Source organism: Amycolatopsis sp. NPDC104863 (assembly GCF_055582965.1).
In genome coordinates this window covers 186,968-198,753 of sequence record NZ_JBVJOW010000003.1, presented here as the reverse complement: position 1 = coordinate 198,753, position 11,786 = coordinate 186,968, and the positions used below count along the sequence as shown (strand labels likewise).

Annotated in this window: 10 protein-coding genes; 4 read left to right on the top strand and 6 right to left on the bottom strand. The window is 70.5% G+C overall.

Translation table 11 applies throughout. The features are described 5' to 3' along the window. Window positions 1-91: 91 nt before the first annotated feature. The 3 genes from ACZ63J_RS17575 to pdxR form a co-directional block, all read right to left on the bottom strand. Window positions 92-523, bottom strand: coding sequence for a CBS domain-containing protein (locus ACZ63J_RS17575; protein ID WP_465307784.1), 432 nt, complete (start codon window positions 521-523; stop codon window positions 92-94). 102 nt (window positions 524-625) lie between these two features. Then, window positions 626-1,072, bottom strand: a complete 447-nt coding sequence (locus ACZ63J_RS17570) for a hypothetical protein (protein WP_465338066.1) — start codon at window positions 1,070-1,072, stop codon at window positions 626-628. Then, window positions 1,069-2,481, bottom strand: coding sequence for a MocR-like pyridoxine biosynthesis transcription factor PdxR (pdxR, locus tag ACZ63J_RS17565; RefSeq protein WP_465403152.1), 1,413 nt, complete (start codon window positions 2,479-2,481; stop codon window positions 1,069-1,071). Before pdxR ends, ACZ63J_RS17570 begins: the two co-directional genes overlap by 4 nt. Before the next feature lie 77 nt (window positions 2,482-2,558). On the opposite strand from pdxR, the gene ACZ63J_RS17560 reads away from it, so the two are divergent. Further along, complete coding sequence (locus tag ACZ63J_RS17560) at window positions 2,559-3,140, top strand: TIGR03086 family metal-binding protein (RefSeq protein WP_465403150.1); 582 nt, start codon at window positions 2,559-2,561, stop codon at window positions 3,138-3,140. On the opposite strand, the gene ACZ63J_RS17555 is transcribed toward ACZ63J_RS17560, so the two are convergent. Continuing rightward, window positions 3,124-4,080, bottom strand: a complete 957-nt coding sequence (locus ACZ63J_RS17555) for a neutral zinc metallopeptidase (RefSeq protein WP_465403395.1) — start codon at window positions 4,078-4,080, stop codon at window positions 3,124-3,126. The two genes, ACZ63J_RS17560 and ACZ63J_RS17555, sit on opposite strands and share 17 nt — an antisense overlap. 181 nt (window positions 4,081-4,261) lie before the next feature. Here ACZ63J_RS17555 and ACZ63J_RS17550 point away from each other — a divergent pair, with 181 nt between their 5' ends. Then, window positions 4,262-6,274 (top strand): prolyl oligopeptidase family serine peptidase, encoded by a 2,013-nt coding sequence (locus tag ACZ63J_RS17550; RefSeq protein WP_465403149.1) that lies wholly within the window; start codon window positions 4,262-4,264, stop codon window positions 6,272-6,274. Here ACZ63J_RS17550 and ACZ63J_RS17545 read toward each other — a convergent pair. Further along, on the bottom strand, window positions 6,264-6,578 hold the full coding sequence (locus ACZ63J_RS17545) for a DMT family transporter (protein WP_465403147.1): 315 nt from the start codon (window positions 6,576-6,578) through the stop codon (window positions 6,264-6,266). The genes ACZ63J_RS17550 and ACZ63J_RS17545 overlap by 11 nt on opposite strands. Window positions 6,579-6,656: 78 nt before the next feature. Here ACZ63J_RS17545 and ACZ63J_RS17540 point away from each other — a divergent pair, with 78 nt between their 5' ends. After that, window positions 6,657-7,199 (top strand): TetR/AcrR family transcriptional regulator, encoded by a 543-nt coding sequence (locus tag ACZ63J_RS17540; RefSeq protein WP_465403146.1) that lies wholly within the window; start codon window positions 6,657-6,659, stop codon window positions 7,197-7,199. Here ACZ63J_RS17540 and ACZ63J_RS17535 read toward each other — a convergent pair. Then, complete coding sequence (locus ACZ63J_RS17535) at window positions 7,196-7,939, bottom strand: ferritin-like domain-containing protein (protein ID WP_465403145.1); 744 nt, start codon at window positions 7,937-7,939, stop codon at window positions 7,196-7,198. The genes ACZ63J_RS17540 and ACZ63J_RS17535 overlap by 4 nt on opposite strands. 134 nt (window positions 7,940-8,073) lie before the next feature. Here ACZ63J_RS17535 and ACZ63J_RS17530 point away from each other — a divergent pair, with 134 nt between their 5' ends. Further along, window positions 8,074-11,703, top strand: a complete 3,630-nt coding sequence (locus ACZ63J_RS17530; protein ID WP_465403144.1) for a hypothetical protein — start codon at window positions 8,074-8,076, stop codon at window positions 11,701-11,703. Window positions 11,704-11,786 lie beyond the last annotated feature (83 nt).

The following is an 11,786-nucleotide window of genomic DNA, read 5'->3' as shown; positions in this document are numbered from 1 at the left end:
CAAGAGGAGTCGCAAAAAAGAGGGGAGAGAGAGGAAAACCCCCGCCCGCCCCCCCCCCCCCCCCCCCCCCCCCCCCCCCCCCCACCCGGGGTCAGCCCTGCGAGATGTAGGCCTCCAGCTGTTCCTGGCTCTTCTCCAGCTCCTCCATCCGGTTCTTCACTACGTCCCCGATGGAGATGATCCCGGCGAGGCGACCGTCCACCAGGACCGGCACGTGGCGGATGCGCCGCTCCGTCATCAGGACCGAGAGCTGGTCCACCGAGTCGTCCGGGCCGCAGCTGGCGACCAGCTTCGTCATGATCTCCGACACCGGTCCGTCGAGCAGGCCGGGGCCGTGCTCGTTGAGGCGGCGGACCACGTCGCGTTCGGAGACGATTCCGGCGATCGACCCGTCCGGTGCGACCACCACCATCGCGCCCACGTTGTTTTCGGCCAAGCCGGCCAGCAGCCTGGTCACCGTCGTCTCCGGGGTGACCGTTGCGACCGCCGACCCCTTCTTGCGCAGCAGATCCGCAATCCGCATGGCGATCCTTCCCGTCGGTGAGCTGGATCACCACAGGTTAAGGGCACCGGGACCTGGGCGAAAGTCCGGCAAACGGGGCGAATTCGTGGTATTGAAAACGATTCAGCCGAGCCGTTCGGCCAACCCGTCCAGTGCCAGGCGGATCCCGGCCGCGTAGTCGTCGTCGCAGAGGGCGTCCAGACGGCGTCGAGCCAGGTCAAGCTGCTCGCGAGCCGCCGGAAGATCACCCAGTTTGCGGTAGTCCTCGCCCAGGTTCAGGTGCAGGGACGGGTAGAACCCGCGCACGGCCAGTGACGAATGGTATTCCTGCGCCCGCGAGTCGGTCAGCGAGTCCGCCGCCGCCAGCGCGCGGAGGTCCCACTCGAGCTCCTCCGCCGGGTCGTCGCAGACGTCGGCCATGTGGTGCGCGAGCGCGACGCGGTGCAGCGGGTCGCCGTCCGGTCCGATCGACGCCCACAACGCCGTGAAGGTCGCGTACGCGCCCTCCCGGTCGCCGCCGATGTGCTGCCGCAGACCGGCGTCGATCGCCACCATCACGTCGTCGGTCATGCCGCTCCCTCGTCCACCAGCGCCCGCAGCCGGGCCAGCCCCGGGCCGATCCGCTCGGCCGCGACCGCACCGTAACCGAACACGAGCCCGTGCCGCCGCTCGCCCACGCTGAAGTCGCCGAGCGAATACAGCCGGACGCCGTCGTGCCGGGCGCGGCGGACCAGGCCGGAGAGATCGGACGACGAAGTCGCGCTCAGGTGCAGGCCCGCAGTCGACGGCAGCGGCGTCAGGAAGTCCGAGAACGAGGCAGCGAGCAGTCCCGACAGTAGTTCGTGCCGCTCGCGGTAGACCTTCCGCATCCGCCGGACGTGCCGCGCGAACCCGCCTTCGGCCATGAACGCCGCGAGCGCCGCCTGTTCGACGTTCGGCGCGTGCCAGTCGGTCAGGTACCGGGCCTTCACCAACGCCGGCACCAGCGACGGCGGCGCGACGAGGAAGCCGAGCCGCAGCGCCGGCGAGAGCACCTTCGAGAACGAGCCGACGTACACCACCCGGCCCCGGGAATCCAAGCTGTGCAACGGTTCCAGCGGCCGGCCGGTGTAGCGGAACTCGGTGTCGTAGTCGTCCTCGACGAGCACCGCGTCGTTCCGCTCGGCCCAGTCCAGCAGCTCCAGCCGCCGCTCCAGCGACATCGACAGACCCAGCGGGTACTGGTGCGACGGCGTCACGTACACCAGCCGCGTCCCCGCCGGGATGGCACTGACCACGATCCCGGACGCGTCCACCGGCACCGGCGCCACCCGGATTCCGCGCGCGCTGAGCACCAGCCGTGGCGGCGGGTAACCGGGGTCCTCGACGGCGGCCAGGTCGCCGTGGCGCAGCAGCACCCGCGCGACCAGGTCGGTCGTCTGCTGGGCCCCGGCGGTGACGACGACCTGCGCCGCGTTCGCCCGCACATCGCGCGACACCCCGACGTGCCGGGCGATCTCTTCACGCAGGGACGCGTGCCCCTGCGGGTCGCCGTAGGTCATCAGGTCGGCCTGGCCGGCGCGCAGCCGCTGCGTCACGAGACGGCGCCAGGTGTCGAACGGGAACCGCGTGAGGTCGGGGACGCCGGGCCGGAAGTCGAACTCGGGCGCCGGGGCGAACGGCGCGGGCGGCGACGGCACCGCGTCCCACTCCGGGAGCGGCCGCACGCCGGAGACGTGTGACGGCTCGGGTCGCGTCGCCGGCGACGCGGTGACGAACGTGCCCGCGCCGACGCGCCCGGCGAGGAACCCCTCGGCGGTGAGGCGGTCGTAGGCCGCGCTGACCGTCGTCCGGGAGACCGCCAGCCGCTGGGCGAGCTCCCGCGTCGGCGGCAACGCCTCGCCGGGGCGGATCCGGCCGTCGAGGATCGCCGCGCGGAGCTGCCGGTAGATCGCGTCGCGGTGGCCGCGCGTCCCGGTCAGATCGATGTGAACGTCCACCGCTCCAGATTGGCACACCCGAGGTGGCACTTATTTGGCACTTTTCGTGGACCGATCCCCCGCCTAGCGTGCGAAGCATGGATCTCCGCGAACTCGACCGCCGCACCCTGCTCGTCCTCGACAAGATCGTCGCCACCACCACGCCCGCCGACCTCGCGCGGCCCACCCCGTGCGCCGGCTGGACGCTCGCCGACCTGCTCCGCCACCAGGTCAGCGAGAACCACGCCTTCGCGACGGCGGCCCGCGAGGGCTCGGCCCCGGACTGGGACGCCGGTGACCTCGGCGCCGACGCCGTCGCCACGTACCAGGCGTCCGTCGACGACTTCCTCGACGCGATGACCGACGACGCCGTCCTGGACCGGCAGCTCACCATCAACCACTTCGGCACGTTCCCCGGCACGATCGCCGCGCACATGCACCTCGTCGACACCGTCGCGCACGGCTGGGACCTGGCCCGCACGCTCGGCCTGCCCTACGAGCCGGACGCCGACGCCGTCCACGCCGCCCTGCAGCTGGCCGAACGGATTCCGGACGAAGGCCGCGAAAAGAACAACTCGTTCGCCCACAGCGTCGACGTGCCCGCGGACGCGAGCGAGCTGGACCGGTTCCTCGCCCTGCTCGGCCGCGATCCCGGATGGACGGTCAGCCGACCTCGGTGACCGGCGCGCTCCACGTGTCGCACGCCTTGGTCGCCTTGCCGTCGTAGCCCGCCTTGGCCCAGGACAGCTGGTGCTCGCGCGAGCCGTGCGTGTCGCTGTTGTTGGCGCGGCCGTAGTCGGCGACGGCGGCGTTCGCCAGCGAGCGGCTGATGGAGCCCGTCCCGGCGACGGCGGCCAGGAACAACGCGCCGAAGCAGTTCGCCTGCAGCTCGATGCGGCGGACGACCTCCTTGTCGGCCGCGCTGTCTTCGTTCGGCGACGTCATCTTGTCCGCCGCCGCGGACAGGATCCCGCTCTCACGCTGCACGTGGTGGCCGTATTCGTGGGCGATCGTCGCGATGTGCCGGGCCTTGTTCAGGCCCGCGTCCGAGAGCATCCAGTCGGTCGGGGCGTAGATCGTGGTGTCGCCGCCGCAGTAGTAGGCGACGGCTTCGTTCTCCGTCGGCGCCTCGCCGCACGCGCTGTGCTCGGGCAGCGTCACCGAAACCGTCGCGGTCAGCGTCGGCTCGTTCGCCTTCTGCAACGCGGGGCGCCACGACTGCTCGAGGCAGTCGGCCAGCGCGCGGTAGTAGGCCTTGAGCTGCTCGGGGGCACGGCCGAGGTCGGGCAGCGTGCACGTCGCGGGTCCCGGTGCGATGCCGGCGGCGAGCAGCGGGTTGCGGGCCAGCTCCGGCACGGGCTTCGCGTTCGACGTCGAGCCGGTGCCGCCGTACGCCCGGCCGATGTCGGCGCCCTGGGCGGCGAACGCGCGGCCGTCCACGCGGCGCGGGATGGTGGCCGCGATCAGCGAGATGGCGAGCACCACGATCATGACCCCGACCACGGCGCCCCAGAGCCGGCTGCGCGGCGGAGCGATCGGAACGGGAGGCGCGGCGGCCCAGTTGGGCGCCCACGGGCTGGGATCCGGCGTCCAGGCGGGTTCCGGTGACCGGGCCACCATCGGCGGCGGTGGTGGCGGCCCGGCAAGACCGGATTCCCCGGGCCCGGCCGGGCCGTCGGCGTTGTTCACGTTCTCCCCCTGCTCGCTGTGACCAGCATACGGACGACCGGGGAGGGCAGGATCACGAAACGAAAACGCCGCCCGGTGGCCACCAGGTGGGCGGGCGTACGAAACTGTGGTCATGAGTGTCGAGGATCCGTACCTGTGGCTGGAAGACGTGACCGGCGACGACGCGCTCGGCTGGGTGCGCGCCCGCAACGACGAGACGCTGGCGGAGCTGACCCGCGGCGCGCGGTTCGCCGAGCTGCGTGACGAGCTGCGCGAGGTGCTCGACGCCGACGACCGGATCCCGTACGTCCGCCGCCGCGGGGAGCTCCTCTACAACTTCTGGCAGGACGCGACCCACCCGCGCGGCCTGTGGCGGCGGACGACGCTGGAGTCCTACCGGCAGGCCGAGCCCGAGTGGGAGCTGCTGCTCGACGTCGACGCGCTGGCCGAGGCCGAGGGCGAGAACTGGGTCTGGCAGGGCGCGACCGTCCTGCGGCCGGACTACCGGCGCGGCCTGGTCGAGCTGTCCCGCGGTGGCGCGGACGCGACGGTCGTGCGCGAGTTCGACCTCGACGCGCACGAGTTCGTCGAGGGCGGCTTCACCGTGCCGGAGGCGAAGACGCGGATCGGCTGGATCGACGAAGACCGCGTCTACGTCGGCACCGACTTCGGCCCCGGCACGCTGACCAGCTCGGGCTACCCGCGGCTGTCGAAGGAGTGGCGGCGCGGCACGCCCTTGGAGGAGGCCGTCACGGTCTACGAGGGCAAGCCCGACGACGTCTCGATCGGCGCGTCCCACGACCCGACCGAAGGCTTCGAGCGTGACTTCGTCAGCCGCGCCGTCGACTTCTACCGCTCCGAGCTGTACCTGCGGACGCCGGACGCGCTGGTCAAGATCGACGTCCCCGACGACGCGAGCGCGTCCGTGCACCGCGAGTGGCTGCTGGTCCGGCCGCGGACGGCGTGGACGGTCGGCGGCGCCGAGCACCCGGCGGGTTCGCTGATCGGCATCCGCTTCGACGACTTCATGGCCGGCGAGCGCGCGTTCACGACGCTCTTCACGCCCGACGAGCACACCTCGCTCGACTACTGGGCCTGGACGCGCCACCACCTGCTGCTCGGCACGCTGCGCGACGTCCGCACCGAGCTGCGGACGCTCACGCCCGGCCCGGACGGCTGGGCCGAGGAGCCGCTGTCCGGCGGTCCCGAGTTCGGCAGCGCGGACATCTTCGACACCGACCCCGACGTCAGCGACGAGTACCTGCTCAACTCCAGCGGCTTCCTCCAGCCATCCACGCTGAGCTACGGCCACGTCGGCGAAGAGGTCGAAGTGCTGAAGCAGGCTCCGGCGTTCTTCGACGCTTCGGGGATGGACGTCGCGCAGTACTTCGCGACGTCCGAGGACGGCACGAAGATCCCGTACTTCGTCGTGCGGCCGTCCGGCGCCGAAGGCGGCCCGACGCTGCTGACCGGCTACGGCGGCTTCGAGGTGTCGCTGACGCCGTCCTACAGCGGCATGATCGGGCGCGGCTGGCTCGCCCGCGGCGGCACGTACGTCGTCGCGAACATCCGCGGCGGTGGCGAGTACGGCCCGAGCTGGCACACGCAGGCGATCAAGGCCGAGCGGCACCGCGTGTACGAGGACTTCGGCGCGGTGGCCGCCGACCTGGTTTCGCGGGGTGTCACGACGCCGGAGAAGCTCGGCATCCAGGGCGGCAGCAACGGCGGTCTGCTGATGGGCGTGATGCTGACGCGCTACCCGGAGCGGTTCGGCGCGATCGTCAGCCAGGTGCCACTGCTGGACATGCGGCGTTACCACCTGCTGCTGGCCGGCGCGTCGTGGATGGCCGAGTACGGCGACCCCGACGAGGCCGCGGAGTGGGAGTTCATCTCGAAGTACTCGCCGTACCAGAACGTCCACAGTGGACGCTTGTACCCGCCGTCGCTGTTCGTGACCTCGACGCGCGACGACCGGGTGCACCCCACCCACGCGCGCAAGATGGTGGCGCGGATGCGCGAGCAGGGCCACGACGTCCGGTACCACGAGAACATCGAAGGCGGCCATGGCGCGGCGGCCGACAACGAGCAGCTGGCGTTCAAGTGGGCGCTGGTGTTCGAGTTCCTGTGGGAGCAGCTCACGAAGTGACGCGGGCGAGCAGCACGCCGCCGACGATCAGGGCGAGCGCGGCCACCCGGCCGAGGCTCAGCGGGTCCTTGTTCACAACCACGCCGAGCACGATCGCGCCGACGGCGCCGATCCCGGTGAACACCGCGTAGGCGGTGCCCACCGGGACGGTGTCCATCGCGCGTGACAGCAGGTAGACGGCGGCGGCGCCGAGGACGAAGCACAGCAGCGTCGGCCACGGCCTGGTGAAGCTCTCGGTCGGCTTGATGCTCTGCGACCAGGCGATCTCGACCAGCCCGGCGGCGACCAGCGTGAACCATCCCATCAGGTCCTCCTCCTAGGTGGACACAGCGTCCACTTCGCTCAACTGGACGCCGTGTCCGGTTATTCCTAGGCTGGGCGAATGCCCGAACGCGCCGACGCGGCCCGCAACCGCGCCAAGATCCTCACGGCGGCCGAAGAGCTGTTCAAAGTCCGTGGAGCGGCCGAGGTGACAATGGAGGACATAGCGCAGGCGGCGGGCGTCGGCCGCGGCACGCTGTACCGCCGTTACCCGGACCGCGCGTCGATCGCGGTGGCACTGCTGGACGAGCACGAGCGCAGGTTGCAGGAGTCCCTCTTGCGCGGGGATCCCCCGCTGGGCCCGGGCGCTCCCCCGGCGTCGCGCTTGGCGGCGTTTTATGAAGCGATGGTGGAGCTGCTGACCCGCCATGCACCGTTGGTGTTGGGCGCCGAGGTGGGTCATTCCCGCTTCACAACGGGCGCGTACGGCTTCTGGCGCGCCCATGTCCGCGCTCTGGCGGCGGACGCTCCAGACCCCGACGTGCTGGCGGACGTCTTGTTGGCTCCGCTGGCGCCGGAGCTGTTCCTGCACCAGACCGCGCGCGGCGTTTCCCCCGAACGCATCACCGCGGCTTTGCGGGAGCTGGCGCTTCGGTCGCTCTAGACGAGTCCCCGCGGCCTCGCCCGCCTCGGGACGTGCCGCGGTTTCGGCTTCGGCGCGTCCCCGCGGATCCGCGCGAGCGCGGCCTCGAAGGCGGTGAGCACGTCGGCGACGAACACCAGCCGTCCGACGTTGAGCTGGCGCAGCGCGGGCCCGTGATCGACGGCGACCGTGATCACAACGCCGAGCAGCAGCACCCGCCAGCCCGCGAAAACCGCGGCACGCAGCGGTTTCCCGAGCCCGCGGAAACCGATTTCGAGCCGGTGGCAGTGAAACGGCACGTGCCGTTCCTCGTCGGCGAGGATCCGGGCGGCGACCTGCGTGACGAGCGGATCGCCGGTCCCGTCCCGCAGCGCGCGGTAGTACCGCAGCGCGACGACCTCGGCGATGAGGAGAACCATCAGCTCCAGCCGCAGCCCGAGCGCCCGCCGCAACCACACGAAGACGGTGTCCGACCAGTGGCTCGCAATGGTCGCCACCCCGGCGGCGCGCAGCAGTCCGTCAAGCATCCGAGCATGGTTCTGCTCCTCGGCGACGAAGAGCTTGACGGCGGCGAGATAACTGCCCCCGCCGGCTTTCGCGATGAGGTTGGCGCCGTCGCCGGCCTCGCCGACCTGGAACCGCTGGACGCTCCGCGCGACGTCGGGGTGCAACCGGGCTCCGCGCGACCACGGCGGATCTTCGCGCCGCCGCCTGCGTTCGGCCTCGGTTTCGAAGTCCTGGAGCCAGCGTTCGTCCGTCATCGCCTCGATGATGCCGGATCGGTGTGGCGGAACCGCGCCGCTTCCGTGGAGATCCGGTGAAGTGTCTTGTTCCGCTCGAGTAGGCAACGGGAAACACCTTGAGCCGCGCACCAGGACCGGACACGATCAACGGCATGGTGTTCATCAACTTCCGCCGCGGCGACGGTGCCGACAAGGCTGCTTGGCTGGATGCCGAACTGAGCGCCGTCTTCGGCAAGGACAAGATCTTCCGATCGAGCCGGTCGATCGACCTCGGCCACGACTACGAGCCGATCATGTGGGACGCGGTCGACGACTGCCCCGCGATGATCGCCGTGATCGGAGACGGTTGGCTGCCCGAGTTCGGTCGTCGGCTGTTCCAACCCGACGACGTGGTCAGGCAGGAGATCGCCCGCGCGCTCGCAGCCGGCAAGCCGGTCATCCCGGTCCTCGGGCTCACTACTCCCATGCCCGCGGCCGATGACCTTCCCCCGGACCTCGCTGGGCTGGCCAACTGCCAGTACGTGCGGCTCACCTACCGCGACGCGCACGCCTTCCCCGGTCTGGTCGACCGGCTGATCGACGCCGCACCCGACCTCGGCATCGGTGTCCGGGAAGGGATCAAGGACCTGGCTACGTGGTCTCGGGAGCGCACCGAGCTGACCGGCTCCCGGCTACCTGCGGAGCTCGACCTGCTCGGCCGCGACGAGCAGGCGGCGCAGGTACGGTCCTGGCTGTCCGGGCCGCCGGGAAACTTGATCATCCGCGGTCAGACCTCCGACGAGGTCGCAGTGTTCGCCGCCGCTGTCCTGGACCGGCACGACCCGCACCACCGCGCGGTCAGGGTGACTTCGGCGGCGGGCTGGGAGCACGCGGCCAAGATTCCTCCGTCCTTTCCCGTGGTCGTGGTGAGCGACGACGTCCCCGTGGCCGAGGGGCAGACCAGCCGCCACGTCGTCATCGCCCGCGACGGGTTCGAGCAGCGCTCCGGTGTGCTGGTCCTGCCGCGCATCCCGAGGGACAAGGCACGCGACGCATTCTTGGCGATGGGTGTGCCACTGCACCAGGCCGACGAGCTCGCCGGCCTCGCCCGGCGCAGCACGCAGGCCTTGATCCGGCGGCTGAGCCCGAACGCACCTCGTCCGCCGTGGGGCCGGCCACCGGATTCGGCCATCGCCGCACCGCTGTCACTCGTCAGCAGGTGGTCTACGACCACCAAGGCCGACCACGAGGTCATCGCCGGGATCACCGGCGAGACGTACGCGCGGGTCGAGCGCTTCGCCACGGCCACCAAGGTTTCCCGGGATCCTTTCCTCCACCGCAGCGGTTCACGCTGGCAGCTCGCCGATCCCTCGGACGCGTGGTCCCAGTTGCTGACCCAGGTCAGCGACACGGACATCCGCCAGTTCAGCGCCGCGGCGATCGACGTCCTGAGTGAGAGCGACCCCGTGCTCTCCTTGCCTGACTCGGAGGTGCCGACCGCAAAGGTCAAGGGCGCGGTCCGGACCTGGTCGGACGACCTGCGGCAAGGAATCGCGCACGGCTTGGCCCGGCTCGGAGATTCCGGATCCGCCGGGATCGCCGGCAGCACCGCCGGTGACATCGCCGCGACGATCGTCCACCAGTTGCTGCGGCAGGCCAACGCCGACCGAACCGGACTGGCCTGGCGTTCGCTCCGTGACGTTCTCCCGCTGCTCGCGGAGGCCGCTCCACGCGTGTTCCTGGACGCCGTGAGTGCCGGGCTTCGAGGACAGGACCCACTGCTGCGGGTCATGTTCGAAGATACGGAAGGCCGGACGCTCAACCGGCACTCCGCGCACACATGGCTGCTCTGGGCACTCGAAACGGTTGTTTGGGCACCGCAGCACAGTACGGAAGCCACGCTGCTGCTGGCGCGACTCGCCGGCATCGATCCCCGTGGCCGGCTGAGCAACCGGCCAGACCGCTCTCTGCTCACAGTGATCGCACCTGTACCGGAAAGCCCGCTACCGCTCGAGCGCCGGACCGCGATCATCGGCCAGGTTCGCACCAAGTACCCCGAGGTCGGGTGGCGGTTGCTGAGCGACCTCACCGACCGGGACCCCTTCCTGCTGCCCCTGGCTCGCCCCCGGGTCCGGCAGGACTGGCTCGGCCCCGCCACCACACCGTCAGATTCGCTCAAGATCTACTGGGATTCCGTCTTCGACGCCGTGCTGACCGACCTGGGCACCGTCCCGGACCGGTGGGCCACCTGGCTCCCCCGGCTGACCGGCCTCACGGCCTCCCACCAGGAGTCGCTGCTCACGGCGCTCGAAGCCACCGACTTCAGCCAAGCGGAGCCGGAAGCCGTGCGCGCGCTGTGGGACCAAGGCCGCAAGCTCGTGAACTTCGAGCGGAAACGATCTTCCTTGCCACAGTTCCTTCCGATCGAAACCATCAACCGTCTGTCGTCCTTCCTCACCACGATCGAGCCGACCGACGACCCGACCCGGCACGCATGGCTGTTCACCTGGCACCCGGACCTCCCCGATGTCGAGCTGACCGACCTCGAAGCACACGGCGCCGCGGTCGAAAGGCTTCGCGTCGCAGTGGTGACAGAAGAACTGGCCAAACACGGGACCAGCGGCTTGGCCCGGCTGGCGGACGCGAGTGACCGGGGCCAGACCGTGGGATGGGCGCTCGCCCAGGTGGCCGGCGACACCGTCCGGGACGAAATGATCGCGAGGCTCACCGAACCGCTGGCGGAGGGCTGGATCTGGTACTGGGCCAGGACCGCGGGCGAAAGCTGGGCAACCGACCTGTTCAGCTCTCTTCCCGACGATCCGGCCCGTCGGACGGCGTTCCTGCTGGCCCTGCCGAGTGACTGGGCCGTCGACCTGGTGGCTCAGGAGGAGCCGGACGTCCGCGATCGTTTCTGGTCCTTGATGCCGGCTTTTCCCTTTCCTGCCGGGCAGCCGGAGGCGTACCTCGCCGAGATCCTCGGACAAGGCCGCGCCGTGGACGTCATCGACGCCTTGTCAGGGGCATTGCACGGCAACGACCAACCTTGGCGCCCGACCGCCGAGCTGGTCGAGGCAGCCTTCGACCGCCTGCTGAAGACCTCCAGCCAAGTTTCTTCCCACACCGCATACGCGGTTGGCCGCCTTCTGGACTACCTGCACGTCATCGGCCATAGCCTGCACGCCGTGGCGCGCTGGGAAATAGCGTTTGCGCCCTTGTTCCACGAGCGTGCACCGCGGGCACTGCTGGAACTGATCGCCGCCGATCCGGCTGTCTTCGTCGAGTTGCACCAGTTCCGCTACCTCCCGACGGAGAAGATCAACCCGAAGGCCTACGGGTTCTTGTGGACCGGAGAGCACATGCGGTGCATCCCAGGCCAAGCGGGCGACCAGGTGGATCGGGCCCGGCTGCTCGACTGGGTGCGCCGCGCGCGCGAACTCCTCGACACAATCGGCATGGCGCGCACCGGCGATGACGCCATCGGCACGCTATTGGCCGCCGGTCCTGCCGGGGCCGATGGCGCCTGGCCTGCCGAGGCCGTCCGGGACGTCCTCGAACTCGACGACGGCGACGATCTCCGCGGAGGGTTCGCGAGAGGAATCGCCAACAACATCGGCTTCACGACGCGCGGGGAGTACGACGGCGGCAATCAGGAACGAAACTCCGCGGAGACCTATCTCGTCTGGGCCGCCGAGATCGAGGTCGGGTGGCCGCTCACAGCCGGAGCACTCCGCGACCATGCCGAATCCTTGCGCCGGCAGGCCAAGCACTGGGACACCGAGGCCGAGGACGACCACGACGAATAGCCGTGCCGCTCACGACCGGGCGCGGGCCGGAATGCCGTCGAGGACGCAGCTCAGCCCAAACTCGAATTCGGCGACGATTTGTC

Bases quoted from the DNA above. Each gene is read 5' to 3' on its own strand.
- ACZ63J_RS17530 (WP_465403144.1), top strand. From the start codon at position 8,074: ATGGTGTTCATCAACTTCCGCCGCGGCGACGGTGCCGACAAGGCTGCT.
- ACZ63J_RS17575 (WP_465307784.1), bottom strand. From the start codon at position 523: ATGCGGATTGCGGATCTGCTGCGCAAGAAGGGGTCGGCGGTCGCAACG.
- ACZ63J_RS17570 (WP_465338066.1), bottom strand. From the start codon at position 1,072: ATGACCGACGACGTGATGGTGGCGATCGACGCCGGTCTGCGGCAGCAC.
- ACZ63J_RS17535 (WP_465403145.1), bottom strand. From the start codon at position 7,939: ATGACGGACGAACGCTGGCTCCAGGACTTCGAAACCGAGGCCGAACGC.
- ACZ63J_RS17540 (WP_465403146.1), top strand. From the start codon at position 6,657: ATGCCCGAACGCGCCGACGCGGCCCGCAACCGCGCCAAGATCCTCACG.
- ACZ63J_RS17550 (WP_465403149.1), top strand. From the start codon at position 4,262: ATGAGTGTCGAGGATCCGTACCTGTGGCTGGAAGACGTGACCGGCGAC.
- ACZ63J_RS17560 (WP_465403150.1), top strand. From the start codon at position 2,559: ATGGATCTCCGCGAACTCGACCGCCGCACCCTGCTCGTCCTCGACAAG.
- ACZ63J_RS17545 (WP_465403147.1), bottom strand. From the start codon at position 6,578: ATGGGATGGTTCACGCTGGTCGCCGCCGGGCTGGTCGAGATCGCCTGG.
- ACZ63J_RS17555 (WP_465403395.1), bottom strand. From the start codon at position 4,080: ATGGTGGCCCGGTCACCGGAACCCGCCTGGACGCCGGATCCCAGCCCG.